The following is an 18,237-nucleotide window of genomic DNA, read 5'->3' on the forward strand; positions in this document are numbered from 1 at the left end:
AGGGCCCCTCAGACGCCCGCCGGCTCGTCCTCCCCTATGCCCTCGCCGATGAAGGTGCGCCAGAGCCGGGCGTACCGCCCGCCCCGGGCGAGCAGCTCGTCGTGCGTGCCGTCCTCGACGACGCGCCCGTGGTCCATGACCACGACACGGTCGGCGCGGGCGGCGGTGGTCAGCCGGTGGGCCACCACCAGCGTGGTGCGGCGGCCGGCGAGGCGGTCGGTGGCCTGGTTGACCAGGGCCTCCGTGGCCAGGTCCAGGGCGGCGGTGGCCTCGTCCAGGAGCAGGATGTCCGGGTCGACGAGTTCGGCGCGGGCCAGGGCGATGAGCTGGCGCTGTCCGGCGGAGAGGTTACGGCCGCGCTCGGCGACCTCGTGGAGATAACCGTCCTCCAGCGTGGCGATCATCTCGTGCGCGCCGACCGCGCGGGCGGCGGCCTCCACCCGGGCGTCGGTGGCGTCGGGCAGCCCGTAGGCGATGGCGTCGCGGACCGTGCCGCCGAAGAGGTACGCCTCCTGCGGGACGACACCGAGACGGTGCCGGTAGGCGGTCATGTCGAGGGTGCGCAGATCCGCTCCGTCGGCGGTGACCCGGCCGACCGTGGGGTCGTAGTACCGGGCGACGAGCTTCACGAGGGTCGACTTCCCGGCCCCCGTCTCCCCGACGAAGGCCACCGTCTGGCCGGCCGGGATGCGCAGGTCGACACCGCTCAGGGCCTCCTCGCCGGAGCCGTACGCGAAGGAGACGTCCTCGAACGCGATCTCGCCCCGCAGCGAGCGCACGCCGAGCGGCTCGTCCGGGTCGGCGGTCGAGGTGGGCTCGCGCAGCAGTTCCTGGATGCGGCCGAGGGAGACGGTCGCCTGCTGGTAGCCGTCGAAGACCTGGGAGAGCTGCTGGACGGGGGCGAAGAACAGCTCGATGTAGAGGAGGTAGGCGACCAGGGCGCCGACGGTCAGCGTGCCGTTGTCGACGCGTCCCGCGCCGACGATGATCACGGCAGCCGCGGCGACGGAGGCCAGCAGCTGGACGAAGGGGAAGTAGACGGAGATCAGCCACTGGCCGCGCACCCGGGCCTGGCGGTAGTGGTCGCTGTGCTCGGCGAAGCGGACGGCCCCGTCGTGCTCGCGGCCGAAGGCCTGGACGATGCGGAGGCCGGAGACGGACTCCTGGAGGTCGGCGTTGACGGCGCTGATACGGGTCCGGGCCAGCTCGTACGCCTTGACGCTGCTGCGCCGGAAGAAGACGGTGCCGATGATCAGCACGGGCAGGGTGGCGAAGACGACCAGGGCGAGCTGGACGTCCAGGACGAGCAGCGCGGCCATGATGCCGAAGAAGGTGACCACGGAGACGAACGCGGTGACCAGCCCGGTCTGGAGGAACGTGGCGAGGGCGTCCACGTCCGTCGTCATCCGGGTCATGATCCGGCCGGTCAGTTCCCGCTCGTAGTAGTCGAGGCCGAGCCGCTGGAGCTGGGCGAAGATCTTCAGGCGGAGCGAGTAGAGGATCCGCTCGCCGGTCCGGCCGGTCATCCGGATCTCGCCGGTCTGCGCCGTCCATTGGACGAGGACGACGACCAGCGCGATCGCGGAGGCCGCCCACACCGCGCCGGTGGAGACCTGGGAGACGCCCTCGTCGATGCCGTGCCGGATCAGGACCGGCAGCAGCAGGCCCATTCCGGCGTCGACGGCGACAAGCCCGAGGCTGATCAGCAGGACCCCGCCGAAGCCGCGCAGCAGCCGGCGCAGCCCGTAGGAGTCCTCCGCGCGCACGGCGGCGGCCTCGTCCACCCCGGGGGTGTCCGTGGCGGGCGGCAGCGCCTCGACCTGGGCGAGCAGCTCGGGCGTCGCGGGCATACCGGCGACGGTGGTGTCCCCCTCCTCCTCCTTGCGGATCCACAGCTCGGGGGTGATGCCGCGCTCCGCGTCGAACTCGGCGTCCAGCTCCTCCTGGAGGGCACGGTCGTCCTCGAGGGCGGCCTCGGTGCGCTCCGGCCGGTGGCCGGGTGAGGTGCCGCCCAGCTCGTCGGGGTCGGTGAGGAGGCGGCGGTAGAGCGCGGAGGTGCGCTCCAGCTCCTCGTGGGTGCCGATCGCGGCGAGCTTCCCGGCGTCCAGGACGGCGATGCGGTCGGCGAGCTGGAGGGTGGAGCGGCGGTGGGCGATGAGCAGGGTCGTGCGGCCCGCCATCACCTGCTTGAGGGCCTCGTGGATCTCGTGCTCGACGCGGGCGTCGACGGCGGAGGTCGCGTCGTCGAGGAGGAGGAGCCGGGGGTCGGTGAGGATGGCCCGGGCGAGGGCGACCCGCTGGCGCTGGCCGCCGGAGAGGGTGAGCCCGTGCTCGCCGACGGTGGTGTCGTACCCCTCGGGCAGTTCGGCGATGAACCCGTCGGCCTGCGCGGCGCGGGCGGCCTGCTCGATCTGCTCCTGGGTGGCGTCGGGGAGGCCGTAGGCGATGTTGGCGCGGATGGTGTCGGAGAACAGGAAGCTGTCCTCGGGGACGAGGCCGATCGCGGAGCGCAGGGACGCCTGGGTGAGCTCGCGGACGTCGTGGCCGCCGATGAGGACGGCCCCGTGGGACACGTCGTAGAAGCGGGGCAGCAGGAGCGAGACGGTGGACTTGCCGCTGCCGGACGCGCCGACGACGGCGACGGTCTCACCGGGTTCGACGGTGAGCGAGAAGCCGTCGAGGACGGGGCGCTCCTCCTCGTAACCGAAGCGGACGTCGTCGAACTCGATGCCGGCCGGGGCGTCGGCGGGCAGCTCCTTCGTACCGTCCCGCATGGAGGGCTCGGTGTCGATGAGTTCCAGGACCCGCTCCACGCCGGCCCGGGCCTGCTGGCCGACGGTGAGGACCATGGCGAGCATCCGGACCGGGCCGACGAGCTGGGCGAGGTAGGTGGAGAAGGCGACGAAGGTGCCGAGGGTGATCTCGCCCCGGATGGCGAGCCAGCCGCCGAGGGCGAGCATGGCGACCTGGCCGAGCGCGGGCACCGCCTGGAGGGCCGGGGTGTAGCGGGAGTTCAGCCGGATGGTGCGCAGCCGCCCGGCGAACAGCCGGCGTCCGACCTCGCGGAGCTTGCCGGTCTCCTGGTCCTCCTGGCCGAAGCCCTTGACGACCCGGACCCCGGAGACGGCCCCGTCGACGACTCCGGCGACGGCGGCCGCCTGGCTCTGGGCGTACCAGGTGGCGGGGAAGAGCCGGGTGCGGGAGCGGCGGGCGATGAACCAGAGGGCGGGGGCGACGGCGAGGGCGACGAGGGTCAGGGGCAGCGAGAGCCAGGCCATGATGACCAGGGAGATGAGGAAGAGCAGCACGTTCCCGATGGTCATCGGGAGCATGAACAGCAGCCCCTGGATCAGCTGGAGGTCGCTGGTGGCACGGCCGACGACCTGCCCGGTGGACAGCTCGTCCTGACGTTTCCCGTCGAGTCGGGTGATCGTCGTGTACATGTCCGTACGCAGGTCGTGCTGGACGTCCAGGGCGAGCCGGCCGCCGTAGTACCTGCGGATGTAGGTGGCTATGTAGACGAGGACGGCCGCGCCTATGAGCAGTCCGGTCCAGACGGCGAGGGAGCGGGTGTGGTCGGTGACCACGTCGTCGATGATCACCTTGGTGATGAGCGGCACGAGGGCCATGACGGCCATACCGGCGAGCGACGAGCCGAGAGCGAGCACGACGTTGCGCCGGTACCGCCACGCGTACCCGGTCAGCCGCCGGCTCCACCCCTGTTGCTCTGCGCCCGTCACGCGTTGCCTCCCGTTTCGGCCTTCTCCTCGGCCTGTCCGCCGGTCCAGCTGATCCGGCTGTTCCACCTGGTCTACCGGAAGGCACCAACGCCCGGGGCTGCGGATTTCATCCCGCCGCCCCGGACGTACGGCTCACAGGTGCGTCGGCTCGAACATCCGCAGCAGGGCCGGGAGCACGACGACGGAGGGGCCCGGGGCCGCCAGCGCCTTACTCAGGTCCCCGGCGAGGGAGTCCGGTGTCGTGCGGACGGCGGGGACACCGAAGGACTCGGCGAGCGCGACGAAGTCCGGGCGGGACAGCTCGGTGGCGGTGGCCTCGCCGAAGGCTCCCGTCATGTACTCGCGCAGGATGCCGTAGCCGCCGTCGTCGACGATCAGCCAGGTCAGCGGCAGGTCGTACTGGCGGGCGGTGGCCAGTTCCGCGATGGAGTACATCGCGCCGCCGTCACCGGAGACCGCGAGTACGGGCTTCGTCGGGTCGGCGACGGCCGCGCCGATGGCCGCCGGGAAGCCGTAGCCGAGGCCGCCCGCGCCCTGGGCGGAGTGCATGGTGTTGGGGCGGCGCGCGTCGAACGCGGACCAGGCCCAGTACGCCAGGATCGTCATGTCCCAGAAGCTGGGCGCGCCGTCGGGCAGCGCCTCGCGGACGGCGGCGAGGACCTGCTGCTCCAGGGTGAGGTCCTGGGCGTCGATCCGGGCCCGTACCTTCTCCAGCACCGTACGTACGCGCTCGGCGGCTCCCGCGTCCTCGCGGGGCTCGACGGCGTCCAGGAGGTCGGACAGGGCCTCGCGGGCGTCGGAGTGGATGCCGAGGGCGGGGTGGTTGGACTCCAGCTTCCCGGCGTCCGCCTCGATCTGGATCACCCGGCCGCGCGGGCGGAAGGTGTGGTAGTTCGAGGAGAGTTCGCCGAGCCCCGAACCGACGACGAGGAGAACGTCCGCGTCCTCCAGGAAGTCGGTCGTGTGCCGGTCCTCCAGCCAGGAGCGCAGCGACAGCGGGTGCTCCCAGGGGAACGCGCCCTTGCCGCCGAAGGTGGTGACGACGGGGGCGTCGATCCTCTCGGCCAGCGCGAGGAGCTTGCCGGAGGCGTCGGAGCGGACGACTCCGCCCCCTGCGATGATCACCGGCCGTTCGGCGTCCGCCAGCAGGTGCGCGGCGGCGATCGTCAGCTCGGGCCGGGGATACAGCTCGCGCGGGGTGGCGTCCATGGCGCTGACGACCGGCAGGGAGGTCTCGGCGAGCAACACGTCCTGCGGGATCTCCACCCAGACCGGCCCGTGCGGGGCGGTCAGCGCGGACTCCCAGGCGGCGGCGATCGCGGAGGGGATCTGGGAGGCGGACCGCACGGTGTGGACGGACTTCACGAGGTCGCGGACGGAGGCCTGCTGGTCGCGCAGCTCGTGGAGGAAGCCGTGCCGGCCGCCGCCGAGCCCGGCCGTGGGGATCTGGCTGGAGATCGCGAGGACGGGCGCGGAGGCGGCGGCCGCCTCCTGGAGCGCGGCGAGCGAGGTGAGCGCGCCGGGCCCGGTGGAGAGCAGCAGGGGCGCGACCTCGCCGGTGATCCGGCCGTACGCGTCGGCGGCGAAGCCCGCGTTGTTCTCGACACGGAGTCCCACGTAACGGAGGGAGGAGCGGCGCAGCGCGTCGAACACGCCGAGCGCGTGCTGGCCGGGCAGCCCGAAGACGGTGGTCGCGCCGAGCCCCTGGAGGGACTCGACGACCAGGTCACCGCCGTTGCGGCCGGCCGGCGGGTTCAGTACGGCGGCGGCCTGGGCGGCGGTGAGCCGCGGCCGGTCGTCGTGGTCGTGACTCACTTGGCGCCCTCGGCGCCCTGGGGGCTCCTGGAAGCCGCGATCTGCCGGGACATGATCGTCGTCAGCTCGTACGCGGTGTGGGAGGCGGCCACGGAGGTGATCTCGGCGTGGTCGTAGGCGGGGGCGACCTCGACCAGGTCGGCGGAGACCAGGTGGCAGGAGGAGAGCCCGCGCAGGATCTCCAGCAGCTCGCGGGAGGTGAGGCCGCCGGCCTCGGGGGTGCCGGTGCCGGGGGCGTGCGCCGGGTCCAGGACGTCGATGTCGATGGAGATGTACAGCGGCCGGTCGCCGATGCGCTGCCGCAGCTGGTCGGCGATCTCGTCGACGCCGCGCCGCATGACGTCGGCGGAGGTGACGATGCCGAAGCCCATCTTCTCGTCGTCGGTCAGGTCCTGCTTGCCGTACAGCGGGCCGCGGGTGCCGACGTGGGAGAGGGCGGAGGTGTCGAGGATGCCCTCCTCGACGGCCCGGCGGAACGGGGTGCCGTGGGTGTACTCGGCGCCGAAGTAGGTGTCCCAGGTGTCCAGGTGCGCGTCGAAGTGGAGCAGGGCGACGGGCCCGTGCTTCTTGGCGACGGAACGCAGCAGCGGCAGGGCGATGGTGTGGTCGCCGCCGAGCGTCATGAGGCGTGCGCCGGTGCCCAGCAGGTCGTCGGCCGCACCCTCGATGGTCTCGACGGCCTCGTTGATGTTGAACGGGTTCGCCGCGATGTCCCCGGCGTCGGCGACCTGGGCGAGGGCGAACGGGGAGGCGTCCTGCGCCGGGTTGTACGGGCGCAGCAGCCGGGACGCCTCACGGATCGCGTTGCCGCCGAAACGGGCGCCGGGCCGGTAGGAGACCCCGGAGTCGAAGGGCACGCCGACCACGGCGACGTCGGTCCGGCCGACCTCGTCGAGCCGGGGCAGCCGGGCGAACGTCGCGGGCCCGGCGTAGCGCGGGACGCGGGAGGAGTCGATGGGGCCGCGCGGCGATTCGGTGCTGCTCATGGGGGTGCCTTCCTTCGTGTTCCGTACGGTGTCAAGTGTGCGGGCCCGCCGGCCCGACCGGCCCGCCCCAGCCCGTCGGCCGTCGCTCCTTCGACCGGGCGCGGCGCCCGTGCGAGGAAGACGGTAAGTGGCCGAAGGCCGACACTGAAGAGTACGTTTCCTCCATTCGCGACCCACTGAATGGATGAACCATCCATGCCGAACCCTTCCGCGGGCACCTCGCGGACGACTCCGCCGCCCGGCCCGCCGACCCCGCCCGTCCCGCTGGCCGAGCTCCTGGCGCGCGAGGAGCTGGGCCTGCGCCGGATCGCGGGCCCCGCCGACGCCGATCTGCTCTGGGTGCACACCTCGGAGATGGCCGACCCGTATCCGTATCTGCTCGGCGGCGAACTGCTGCTGAGCGCGGGGGTGCTGCTGACCGACCCGGACCACTACGTCGGCCGACTGGTGGAGGCGGGGGCGGCGGCACTCGGTTTCGGGGTCCGGCCGGTGCACGAGACGGTGCCCCGGGCCCTGATCGAGGCGTGCGACCGGCACGGCCTGCCGCTGCTGGAGGTGCCGCCCGAGACCCCGTTCACCGCGATCGCGCGGGCGGTGTGGCGGTTGATGGCCGAGGCGCGCCACCGTGAGCTGCGCCGGGTGACCCGCGCCCAGCAGGCACTGGCGACGGCGGCGGCCCGCCCCGACCCCGTGCCGGCGGTCCTCCGCCAACTCGCGACGCGGCTCGACGGCCGGGCGGCGCTGCTGTCGGCACGCGGCGAGGAGGTCCACGCGGCGGGCCGCCGCCCGGAGCCGGAGGCGGCGGGGGCCCTGGCCCGGCTGGCCCGGGTGGTCGCAAGCGAACGCCCCGGCTCCCCCTCCTCGGCCACCGACACCCACGGCGGTACCCACCTCGCCGCGTACGCGCTGGGCGGCGGCGAGGGCCTGGTCCTGGCGCTGGCGACCCGGCGACGGGAGCCCGGCGACCACACGGTGGCGGGCATCGCGGTGGTCCTCCTCTCCCTCCTTGCCGCCCCCCACCAGGGCGCGGACGCGGCGGGCCGTTCGGCGGCCCTGGTCCGCATGCTCCTGGGCGCCTCCCCCGCCGAGGTGGCCCCGCTCCTCGGCTCCACCGGCCCCTGGACGGTGATCCACGCCCGCCGCACGGACGGCACCCCGGCGGACGCGCTGACGGCCGGAGCCCTCGGCGCGTCGCTGGGCACGGCCTTGGTCGACGCGGGGCGCGGGGCCGGCGAGGCGGTCCGGGTGCTTCTGAGCCCCGACCAGGGCCCCGACCGGAACACGGCGCGGCCCGGCGAGACCACGACGCGGCCCGACGATCACGCAGAGCAGCCCGACCGGAACAGGACGCGGCCCGACGAGAGCGCGGCGCGGCCCGGCGAACGCGCAGAGCAGCCCGACCGGAACAGGACGCGGCCCGACGAGACCACGACGCGGCCCGACGATCACGCAGAGCAGCCCGACCGGAACAGGACGCGGCCCGACGAGAGCGCGGCGCGGCCCGGCGAGCGCGCGCCGGAGCCGCCCCGGCTCACCCCGAGGCCCGGCTGGACGCTCGGCGCGTCCGCGCCCACCCCCCTCGCCGCTCTCGACGCCGCCGATGGCCGGGCGGCCCGCGCCCTGGCCCACGCGTGGGCGACCCGCGCCCCGCTGACGGTGGACGCCCCCATGAGCGGCCTCGCCGCGCTGGTCCCTCCCGAACAGGCGGCCGCCCACGCCCGTGCCCTCCTCGCCCCGCTCACCGCGCCGCTGGCCGACACCCTGCGCTGCTGGCTCTCCCTCCACGGCGGCTGGGACCGTACGGCGGTGGCCCTGGGCGTCCACCGCAACACCGTCCGCCAACGCATCGGGCGGTGCGGGGAGTTGCTGGGCGCGGACCTGGACGACATGGACGTACGGGCGGAGTTGTGGTTCGCGCTGCGGCAGGCATGACCACCGGCCCGGGCCCATCGGGCACAAAAGCCTTCGCCCCTCCGTGGCGCGCTGACTAGTCTCCGCGCATGGCCTCACTCGCGCGGCACCGCCTGTCCCCTGCCGACACCGGCCCGGCGCTGCGTGCCCTGCGCGCGTGGACACCGCCCGACGCCCCGTCCGGAAGCCTGCACCCCGGGGACGTGGGCTGGCTGCTGCGGCTGGACGACGCGACCGTCTACCTCTGGACCGACGCACGGGCCTCGGCCTCCGCAGGGACCGGCGCGGGGGCCGGCCCACGGGCCTCCTCCTCGCGGGCCGGGGCCCGGTCCGGCGGTGCGGCGGAGCCTGCCCCCGTGGCGGTCGGCTTCCTCGACGGCCCCGTGCTGCGGGTGACCGCCGCACCCGACGCCGACCTCGGGGCGCTCGCGTCGGATGCCGAGGAGCTGCTCGTACCCGGCAACGACGCGACCGACGGCCTGCCCGTGCCCGGCTGGGAACCGGACACGGAGGAGCCCTGGCTCGTCTTCTCCTGGACCCCGGAGCCGGTGTCGAGCCGCGCCGTGCGGGTCGGCGAGTCCGACCTCGCCGACCGGGCGCTGGTGCACCGGGCCGCCTTCGCGGGATCCACGCTCTCCGTCGACCACTGGCGCAGGATGACGGGGTCCCCCGCGGGCCATCTGGCCGTGGAGACGCTCGTCCGCACGCCCGCCGGGGAGCCCGCGGCCGCCGCGACCGGCTGGTTCGGGGGCGCGGGCAGGTGCGGACTGCTCGAACCGGTCGGCACGCATCAGGACCACCGCGGCCACGGTTACGGACGCGACGCCGTACGGGGCGCGTGCGCGGCACTCGCCGACCGGGGCGCGAGCGCGGTGGCCGTTCTGACACCGGCCAAGAACGTGGCGGCGGCAGCGCTTTACCGATCGGCCGGATTCACCCTCGTACGCGAGAACCACGACTGGACGCGCCCCGGCCGGGTCTGAACACCGCTTCCCTCACGTCCCGTCCCCTGGTGTGTACTTCACGACCGCCCCTCGGTATGTTGCAGTGGCAAAGGGGGATCGTGTGGCACGGGATTACGACAGTCAACTGCTGGAATCGGTAGGGGTACGCCGCCGCAGGATGCGAGACGCCCTGCTCTTCGGCGTTGGGCGCGCACGGCGCACCTCCGACGAACGGCTCGGGAAGGTATTCGCGGGCATCGCCATCACCGCCGTGCTCTGCGCCGGGTGCATCGGCTGGTCCTTTCTCCAGCACACACTGGACAAACAGAAGGCCGAGCAGGAGAAACAGCAGCGGCAGGCGCAGCGGTACGAACCGCTGACGCATTCTTCGGGCCCGGAGAAGGGCCACTGATCAACTCCGGCCGAGAAACGACGGAGTGGCCGGAAACTCACCGGGCCCGCAGGTATCGCAGGCGAGATTTCGCCGAACTCGGAAACGCGCCAACCGCGCTGTGCGCTATGCCTCATTGGCCCGGAATCTCGGAACATCACGATGATAGGTTTCCGTAAGTGGTGAGCACAGCAATGACGTCCCGCTCGGAACTGAGCCGGGTGACCCTGGTCGGTGAGCGGCGCCGGGCCGACATCGTGCTGCCCTCGGACACGCCCATCGGGCAACTACTGCCGGACATACTGCAATTGCTGGACGACCGGGCGGCATCACGGCCGTTGACCCGGCAGTTGATCACCTCCGACGGTTCGGCCCTGCCGCACGACAGCACGCTCGCCTCGGCCGGTGTCAGCGACGGCGCCGTGCTGCGCCTGGTCAGGACCCACGCGGCTCCCCCCGCCCCGGTGGTCCACGACGTCACGGACCAGGTGGCCGACGGTCTCGACCTCCAGGCCTGGCGCTGGCGTCCGGCCGCGCGAAGGGTCACCGCCGGGGCGTCGACCGTGGCCTTCGCGGTGATCGCCGCTCTGTTGGCCCGGCGCGAATTCCCGCTCGGCACCCTGGCCGTCGCGCTGGCGGTCGCCACCGCCGTCCCCCTGGTGGGCGGTGCGCTGTGCGCCCGGACCGGAACGGGCAACCGCGGCCTGGCGACCGCGCTGCTGTTCGTCTCGGGAGGGCTCGGCGTTCTCACGGCCTGGACCGCCGCCGACGCGTACGGCTGGTCGGGCCCGGCCCGGCTCGCCGCGGTGGCGACGGCGGTGGCCCTGGCCCAGCTGCTGCTCGGCTTCTTCTCGCCACTCGGCCGCGGCGGCCTGATCGGTGCGGGCGCCACCGCCGCCGTCACCGCGGTGTGGGAGGCCGTCGCCGCCGTGGAGCCGGATCCGGCCCGACTGGGCGCCGTGATGGCGGTGTTCTCCGTAGTGCTGCTCGGCATGCTGCCGCGGCTCGCGCTGATGGTCTCCGGTCTCACCGCGCTCGACGACCGACGGTCGGGCGGAGCGTCGGTCAGCCGCCACGACGTGGCCGACGCACTGGCCGCCACACACCGCGGGCTCGCCCTCGCCACCGTGGTCACCGCGGCGTCGGCGACGGCGGCGGGCTGGCTCCTCACCCTGACCGCGCGACCGACCGTGTGGACGGTGCTGCTGCCCTCGCTGGTGGCAGTGGTGCTGCTGTCGAGGGCTCGCGCGTTCCCCCTGGTGGCCGAGGTGGTGGCCCTGTTCACCGCCGCGGCGGCCCTTCTCGTACGCCTCGTGATGCTGTGGATGGAGCAGGCGTCCGGGAACGCGGGGCCCGTCGTCGTACTCGGCGTGGCGGCGCTGCTGCCCCTGCTCGCCCTGGCGGTGGAGCCTCCCGAGCATGTACGGGTGCGGCTGCGGCGCACCGCCGACCTGGTCGAGTCCATCGGCATGGTGGGGCTGTTCCCGCTCGCCATCGGCGTGTTCGGCATGTACGGCCAGTTGCTCGACAAGTTCTGACATTCATACGCGGGCGGCCCCGGTCGGGGCGCCGGAGCGGAGGAGGAGGGCAGGCATGCCGAACGCGGACGACTGGCAGGGTGATGTGCTGCGCGATCTGAAGGGAACGCCTCCTCCGCAGCGCGCGCCGGGCCACGGGGCGGGACAGGGCCACGGTGCGGCGCGCGAACAGCAGCAGCCCCCGCGGGCGCTGCCCCAACCGCCGACGGGTGCGCGGGCGCCGGGCCCGGACACCCCCGCGTCGCCCGTTCCCCCTCCCGCCACCCCGTCGGCAGGTGCTCGACGGCCCGCCCGCTCCCCCGACTCACGGCCCGTGATCGACAGCGCGCTGTCCGGTACGGCCCGCCGCCCCCGGCAGGGTGAGCCGACGGCCACGCGGGTCTCGCGTGCGGTACGGCGGCTCGTCTCCTCGTCGGCGGCCCGCGAGGTCGCCGAGATCACCCGCACCGCCGAGCGGATCCAGCAGCCGGTGACGACCGGCCGGCAGATCGCCGTCACCTCCATCCGGGGCGGCGCGGGCAAGACGACGGTGGCCGCCCTGCTCGGCACGGCGTACGCGCACTTCCGCCAGGACCCGGTCCTCCTCGTCGAGGCCGATCCGGCGCTCGGCTCGCTTCCCCTGCGTCTCGGCGCAGAGACGCTGCGCTGGACGACTGCCGACCTGGCGGACATCGTGGAGCCGCAGATGTCGCTGCTCGACGTCACCGGCTATCTCGTCCAGCTCCCCGACAACGCCTGGCTGCTGCCCGGCAGTCAGGGCCGGATCGGGGCGATGCTGGACACTGCGGCGTACGAGCGGGTGATGGTCGCGCTCCGCCGGTACTTCGGGGTGACCGTGGTCGACTGCGAGACGCTGCCCGCCGAGCTCGCCCGGGTCGCGCTCTCCGCCGCCCAGGCCCGGGTACTGGCCGCCCCCGCCACGCTGGACGGCATCACCAGCACGTACGCGGTCCTCCAGTGGATGCGGGGGCTGCCACGCCACATGATCGCCGGGACCGTGGTGGCGCTCACCAGCACCACGTCCCACCCCGGGATCGATGTGGCGGCCGCCGCCGAGAAGCTCCGGTCCACCGGCGCGACCGTCCACGTGCTGCCCCACGACCGGCATCTGGCGGCAGGCGGAGTCCTCCGCACCGAACTGCTCGCCCGGCCGACGCGGCTGGCCGCCACCCGGCTTGCGGCCGAGGTCTTCCAGCTCTCCCAGCAGCGCCGGTGACCTCGATGCGACGCACCGCCACAAGAAGAACCGCGGCCACGACCACGGCCACAACTTCCGCCACAACCAGGACCACCGCTGCCGCCGCTGCCGCCGCTGCCGCCACTTCCGCCACTTCCGCCACTTCCGCCACCGCGACCGCCGGACCACTCCGATGAGCACTCGCCTGATCCACCGCCCCGCCCGGACCACCCGCCCGCCGGCCGCGCCCGCGCCCCGCACCATCGAGGCCCCGCCCAACCTTCCCGAGGGGAAGGCGGGCAACATCGCGATGTCGCTGCTGCCGGTCGCCGGGGTCATGTCGTCCGTCGTGATGATGACGGTCGTCCGCAACAGCCAGTTCGCCGCCCTGGGCGCGATCATTCTCGTGGTCACCGTCATCGGTTCTGTGGCACTGCTCTTCTCGCAGCGGGGCAAGGCCCAGCGCACCCGACGCACCCAGCGCGAGGCGTATCTCGCCTATGTGGAGGACCTGCGGGAGGAGTTGTCGGGCGAGGAGCGCGAGCGGCGCGAGCGCGCCGATGTCCTGAACCCCCCGCCGTACGCCCTGTACGACATCGTGCGGGACCCGGCGCGCCTCTGGGAGCGGCGCAGGGTCGACGACGACTTCCTGCGGGTGCGGGTCGGCACCGGCGAGATGCCCGTACGGGATCTGGGGATCGCCGAGCCGGGTTCGACGGTGCTCACTCCACCCGACCTGTTCATGCTCAACGAGGCGTCGGCGCTGGTGAACCGGTTCCGCAACGGCACCGAACTGCCGCTCACCGTCCCGCTGGACCGGATCGGCAACGTCAGTGTGATCGGCCCCCGCGAGGACTGTCTGCGGGTGGCCCGCGCCCTGCTGGTCCAGACGGCCGCCCTGCACGCACCCGACGACGTGGCCATCGCGGTCGCGACGCCGGGGGACCGCGTGGCCGACTGGGAATGGGCCAAGTGGCTGCCGCACCTGCTCGACGCCGAGCAGTTCGACGGGCCCGTGGCCGCCCGTCGGATCGCCCCCTCCGCCCCGCAGCTCGCGCGGCGGATCGGGGCGGAGCTGCGCCGCCGGGCCTCGTACGCGGCCGAGGTCCGACGGGGGCTGGCCGGACGGGACGCGCTGTCCATGAACTCCCGGCTGCTCGTCGTCACCGACGGGCACGGCGAGGACGCCGTGGAGCTGCCGCGCCCGGACGACGCCGTCGGCCTGCGGGAGATGGGCGTCACCGTGCTGCATCTGCTGGAGCGGCGGGTGCAGGAGCCGGACCACGTCAGCGTACGGATCACGGTAGTCGGCACGGACGTGACCATCGAGGACCTGCGGGCGCCGGAGCCCGTGAAGGCGCACGGCACGGTGGACGAGACGGGCGCCCCGTTCGCCGAGGGGCTGGCCCGCATGCTCGCGCCGCTGCGGCTGTCCGCCGAATCCCTGGTCGATGCCCCGCTCTCCGGGCCGGTGGAGTTCGCGGCGATGCTCGGCATCGACGACGTGGCCCGGCTCGATCTGGACCGGCTGTGGGCGCCGCGCGGCGAGCGCGCGTTCCTGCGCGTCCCGATCGGCATCACCGACTCCCACGAGCCGGTGCTGCTGGACCTCAAGGAGTCCTCGGAGCTGGGGATGGGCCCGCACGGCCTGTGCGTGGGCGCGACCGGGTCGGGCAAGTCGGAGCTGCTGCGCACCCTGGTCCTCGCTCTGGTGGCCACCCACCCGCCGGAGGACCTGGCGCTCGTGCTGGTCGACTACAAGGGCGGGGCGACGTTCGCGCCGTTCGCCGGTCTGCCGCACGTGGCCGGGGTCATCACCAACCTGGAGAACCAGGCGGGGCTCGTCGAACGGGTCCACTCCTCCCTCGCCGGTGAGGTCAAGCGCCGGCAGCAGGCCCTCAAGGACGCGGGGAACGTCGCCGACATCGGGGACTACGCGGCCCTGCGCGACGAGAAACGGCCGGACCTGGATCCGCTGCCCCACCTGTTCGTGGTGATCGACGAGTTCGGCGAACTGCTCACCGCCAAGCCGGACTTCATCGACCTGTTCCTCTCCGTCGGCCGGATCGGCCGCTCCATCGGCGTGCATCTGCTGCTTTCCAGCCAGCGCATCGAGGGCGGCAAGCTGAAGGGCCTGGACACCTACCTCTCCTACCGTCTCGGCCTGCGGACCTTCTCCGCCGACGAGTCCCGCACCGTCCTGGACACGACGGACGCCTTCCACCTGCCTCCGCTGCCCGGCTTCGGCTATCTGAAGGTCGACACGAGCCACTACGCCCGGTTCAAGGCCGGCTATGTCTCGGGCGGCTACCGCGGCCCGGTCCGCGTCACCGACGAGGAGGAGACCGGCCCGCTGGCACTGCCGTACGAGGCGTTCAACACCCTGGCAGGTCCTGACGAGGCGCGACAGTCCGCAGAACCGGCATCGCGTCGCCGCGAGACGGGCCCGACCGAACTAGGCGTCATGGTTGCCCAGTTGACCGGATCGGCACCGCCCGTACGGAGCATCTGGCTGCCGCCCCTGCCGACGGTCACCGCGCTGGACACCGTCGCCGGTCCACTGGACATCGGACCGCGCGGGATGCGTCTGACCGGAGCGGTCGCGGACGGACACCAAAGGCCTCTCCGCGTTCCCGTCGGCCTGATCGACGACCCGGCCAAACAGTGGCAGGGGCAGTGGTTCCTGGACCTCACAACGGCGGGCGGCCACGCGGCGGTGATCGGCGGGCCCCAGTCGGGCAAGACGACGCTGCTGCGCACGCTCGTGCTCTCCCTCGCGCTCACCCACACCCCGCGCGAGATCGGCGTATACGGACTGGATCTGGTCGGCGGCGGCCTCCAGGCGCTTTCGGGTCTGCCGCACGTGGGCGGTATCGCGGGCCGCGCAGACCGGGAACGGGCAGCCCGCACCGTCGAGGAGGTCCGCACGATGCTCGCACTGCGCGAGGACCTCTTCCGCGAGCACGGCATCGACTCGGTCGAGCAACTGCGCACCCTGCACGCGGCCGGCCGGCTGCCCGAACTCGCGTCGGCCGAGGTCCTCCTCGCCATCGACGGATTCGGCGCGCTCCGCGACGACTTCGACGAGCTGGACGACGCGATCGCCGACATCCTCAAGCGCGGCGGCGGCTACGGCGTCCACGTCGTCGCGTCCATGCTGCGCTGGAACGACGTACGCATCGCCATCCAGTCCAACTTCGGCACCCGCGTCGAGCTGCGCCTCAACGACCCCGGCGAGTCCAGCATCGACCGCAAGCTCGCCGAGACCCTGTCGCCCGACGAGCCCGGGCGCGTCCTCACCGACGGAAAGCTCTTCGCCCAGGTGGCGCTCCCCCGTACGGACGGGATCGCCGACACGGCGGGCCTTGGCGCAGTCCTGGAGCGCACGGCCCGTACGGTCCGGGCTACCTGGAGCGGTGAAGTGGCGCGGCCGGTGCGGGTGTTGCCACACCTTCTGGAGCCGCACGCGCTGCCGGGCCCGGCTGCCGAGCCCACGCGCGTACCGATCGGGCTCGACCAGTCGGCGCTCGCGCCCGTACTGCTCGACCTGTTCCAGCACGATCAGCATCTGCTGGTGCTGGGGGACAGCGAGTGCGGCAAGACGAACCTGCTGCGGACCGTTGCGCACGGGCTCATCGACCGGTACGGCGAGGACGAGTTGGTGTTCGCCGTGATGGACCCGCGGCGCTCCCTGCGCGGTGCGGTCCCGGAGGAGTTCAACGGGGGGTACGCGTACAACTCCAAGCTCTGCACGGGGCTCTCGGCGGGCATCGCCACCGAACTGGAGAAGCGCCTGCCCGACGAGAACGCCCGCCTGGAGGATCTGGAGCCCGGCAACTGGGGCACGGGCCCGCGCATCGTCGTCCTCGTCGACGACTACGACGTCCTCACGACGGCCGGACAGTCCCCGCTGTCGGCGTTCCTCCCGTACATCCCCTCGGCGGTCGACATCGGCCTTCACTTCGTCCTGACGCGCCGGGTCGCCGGCGCCTCACGCGGCATGTACGAGCCGCTGGTGCAGGGCCTGCGGGAGTCGGGGGCCTCGGCGCTCCTGATGGCGGGCGACCGCAGCGAGGGCCAGCTGTTCCCCGGCGTGTACGCCTCCCAACAGGCGCCCGGGCGCGGCGTGTTCGTGCGCCGCGGCCAGCCGAACCGGCTGATCCAGACGGTGTACGCGCCTATGTGACTCCTCGGCGCGGAGCAGCGCCCGCCCGTGCGTGCCCATCACCGCAGAACGACGAAGCACCGGAAGGACCGGACGACCACTCCATGACCAAGGACGTCATCGCTCTCACACCCCGTATGCCCGACCCGTGGGCCGTACTGGCGGGGCTGCTCTCGGGCGGCCCGGACAAGCTGGTGGGTACGCGGGGCGAGGGCGCGGTGATCCAGCTCTGCGACGCGGAGGGCCGCCCGCTCGTCTCCGTGGAGGCGCCACTGCTGGTCTCCGTGGAGGGCGAGGCCGAGCGGCTGCTCGGGACCACGGCGCCGCCGGTCCCGTACTGGTGGACGGAGGCCCGCGCCACCACGGGCGTCGCGGAGGCGGAGCAGCTCGCGGGCACCTTCGCGACCCGGCTCGCCGCGCTGGTGGGCGGCTCCGCCTGGCCGCCGGACATGGCCGGCTCGATCACCGTGGTGACGACCGACGGCGTGAGCGTCGCGCCGGAACCCGCCGCCGCCCAGCCGGCCATCGACGTGCTCACCGGCAAGGTCGCGGTCGTCATCCAGGACCGCCCTGTGGTGGCGATGACGGCCTGGCTCTCCGACGCCTTCCGGGCGGCCTCGGCCGCGGGCCTCGGCCTGCAGATCGTCAGCCCGGCGGGCACCACGCTGTCCCCCGCCGTACGGGACGCGCTGGGCGGTTGGCCGTCCCGCTGGATCGTCCAGGACGAACGGGACGGCTACTACGACGGACTGACCGGGGCCGTACTGCGCTGGCAGGACGGCGCGTTCGACCCGGTGCTCTCACCCGACGCCACGGAGGACGACCCGCGCACCCCGGTGGCGGCGGCCTACCAGCGGGTCCACGACACCGGCGACCGCCAACTGGGCCTGACATTCCGCATGGTGCACCCGGCGGACGAACGGCTGGTGCTGGGCGGCGGTCTGGAGACGGTGTGGCGGGAGCTGACGGGCGAGCCGCCGGCCGGCTGGGGCACCTCCGAACCTGCGAACCTCCCCTGGTCACCGGCCCGCCTGACCGATGTCGCGTACGAACGGGCACCGGAACCCGCCTGGTTCGTCGTGGTCGGGAACCGCTTGCGACGGGGCATCGCGACCGTACGCGTCACACGTACGCAGGCGGGCGTGGAGGAGGAGGTCACGCTCGCGTTCGGCTACGGCGCCGACGAGGAACTCCCGCTGGACGCCCTGCCCGCGGCCGCCGAGGCGCTCGCCACGCGCCACCGCCTCCAGTCGATGCTCGTACAACTTCGCAAGGCGCGCCGCGATGTGGCCGTACCGCCGCGCTTCGAGGGCCCGGGAGTCCCGCTGGCCTTCGTCCTGGGCGCGGAGGAGGTCCGCGCGATGCCGGAAGACCGGGCACGGCGCACGCCCCTGGCCGAACAGCCGGTGCGGCTCGGCCCGAGAACGAGGCCGGCACTGTACTACCCGCTGCCGGGGGACCCCTCGGACCTGGCGGGGTGGCAGGAGTTCGAGAGGCTCATGCGGCACCTCAAAGGGGCATAGGGGCCTACACGTCTCGCCTGTCACAATCTGGCTGATTGCAGACTGCA

The 18,237-nt window shown here is 73.4% G+C and carries 10 protein-coding genes; 7 read left to right on the forward strand and 3 right to left on the reverse strand.

The genetic code is table 11. From position 1 onward, the window contains the following. Nucleotides 1–8: 8 nt before the first annotated feature. The 3 genes from PSQ21_RS10580 to speB form a co-directional block, all read right to left on the reverse strand. Nucleotides 9–3,740 carry an ABC transporter ATP-binding protein gene (locus PSQ21_RS10580; RefSeq protein ID WP_274030210.1) on the reverse strand — a complete coding sequence of 1,244 codons (3,732 nt, stop codon included), beginning with the start codon at nucleotides 3,738–3,740 and terminating at the stop codon, nucleotides 9–11. A gap of 132 nt (nucleotides 3,741–3,872) precedes the next feature. After that, on the reverse strand, nucleotides 3,873–5,555 hold the full coding sequence (locus tag PSQ21_RS10585) for a thiamine pyrophosphate-binding protein (RefSeq protein ID WP_274030211.1): 1,683 nt from the start codon (nucleotides 5,553–5,555) through the stop codon (nucleotides 3,873–3,875). Then, complete coding sequence (gene speB, locus PSQ21_RS10590; protein WP_274030212.1) at nucleotides 5,552–6,541, reverse strand: agmatinase; 990 nt, start codon at nucleotides 6,539–6,541, stop codon at nucleotides 5,552–5,554. The genes PSQ21_RS10585 and speB overlap by 4 nt, the downstream gene beginning before the upstream one ends. Before the next feature lie 180 nt (nucleotides 6,542–6,721). Here speB and PSQ21_RS10595 point away from each other — a divergent pair, with 180 nt between their 5' ends. From PSQ21_RS10595 to PSQ21_RS10625, 7 genes are all read left to right on the forward strand, one after another. Continuing rightward, complete coding sequence (locus PSQ21_RS10595; protein ID WP_274030213.1) at nucleotides 6,722–8,473, forward strand: PucR family transcriptional regulator; 1,752 nt, start codon at nucleotides 6,722–6,724, stop codon at nucleotides 8,471–8,473. Nucleotides 8,474–8,541: 68 nt separating this feature from the next. Further along, nucleotides 8,542–9,435 (forward strand): GNAT family N-acetyltransferase, encoded by an 894-nt coding sequence (locus tag PSQ21_RS10600; protein WP_274030214.1) that lies wholly within the window; start codon nucleotides 8,542–8,544, stop codon nucleotides 9,433–9,435. 82 nt (nucleotides 9,436–9,517) lie between these two features. After that, nucleotides 9,518–9,808, forward strand: a complete 291-nt coding sequence (locus PSQ21_RS10605) for a hypothetical protein (protein WP_274030215.1) — start codon at nucleotides 9,518–9,520, stop codon at nucleotides 9,806–9,808. 173 nt (nucleotides 9,809–9,981) lie between these two features. Then, complete coding sequence (gene eccD, locus PSQ21_RS10610; RefSeq protein ID WP_274035704.1) at nucleotides 9,982–11,325, forward strand: type VII secretion integral membrane protein EccD; 1,344 nt, start codon at nucleotides 9,982–9,984, stop codon at nucleotides 11,323–11,325. A gap of 55 nt (nucleotides 11,326–11,380) precedes the next feature. Then, complete coding sequence (locus PSQ21_RS10615) at nucleotides 11,381–12,541, forward strand: nucleotide-binding protein (RefSeq protein WP_274030216.1); 1,161 nt, start codon at nucleotides 11,381–11,383, stop codon at nucleotides 12,539–12,541. A 154-nt stretch (nucleotides 12,542–12,695) separates the two neighbouring features. Beyond that, entirely contained in the window at nucleotides 12,696–16,688 is a 3,993-nt protein-coding gene (gene eccCa / locus PSQ21_RS10620) for a type VII secretion protein EccCa (RefSeq protein ID WP_274030217.1), read from the forward strand. 83 nt (nucleotides 16,689–16,771) lie between these two features. Next, on the forward strand, nucleotides 16,772–18,190 hold the full coding sequence (locus PSQ21_RS10625; RefSeq protein ID WP_274030218.1) for a DUF6177 family protein: 1,419 nt from the start codon (nucleotides 16,772–16,774) through the stop codon (nucleotides 18,188–18,190). Nucleotides 18,191–18,237 lie beyond the last annotated feature (47 nt).

The organism is Streptomyces sp. MMBL 11-1 (genome assembly GCF_028622875.1).
Taxonomy (GTDB): Bacteria; Actinomycetota; Actinomycetes; order Streptomycetales; family Streptomycetaceae; genus Streptomyces.

Coding starts and splice junctions, on each gene's coding strand:
- PSQ21_RS10595 (WP_274030213.1), top strand. CDS start 6,722: ATGGATGAACCATCCATGCCGAACCCTTCCGCGGGCACCTCGCGGACG.
- PSQ21_RS10625 (WP_274030218.1), top strand. CDS start 16,772: ATGACCAAGGACGTCATCGCTCTCACACCCCGTATGCCCGACCCGTGG.
- PSQ21_RS10615 (WP_274030216.1), top strand. CDS start 11,381: ATGCCGAACGCGGACGACTGGCAGGGTGATGTGCTGCGCGATCTGAAG.
- speB (WP_274030212.1), bottom strand. CDS start 6,541: ATGAGCAGCACCGAATCGCCGCGCGGCCCCATCGACTCCTCCCGCGTC.
- eccD (WP_274035704.1), top strand. CDS start 9,982: ATGACGTCCCGCTCGGAACTGAGCCGGGTGACCCTGGTCGGTGAGCGG.
- eccCa (WP_274030217.1), top strand. CDS start 12,696: ATGAGCACTCGCCTGATCCACCGCCCCGCCCGGACCACCCGCCCGCCG.
- PSQ21_RS10600 (WP_274030214.1), top strand. CDS start 8,542: ATGGCCTCACTCGCGCGGCACCGCCTGTCCCCTGCCGACACCGGCCCG.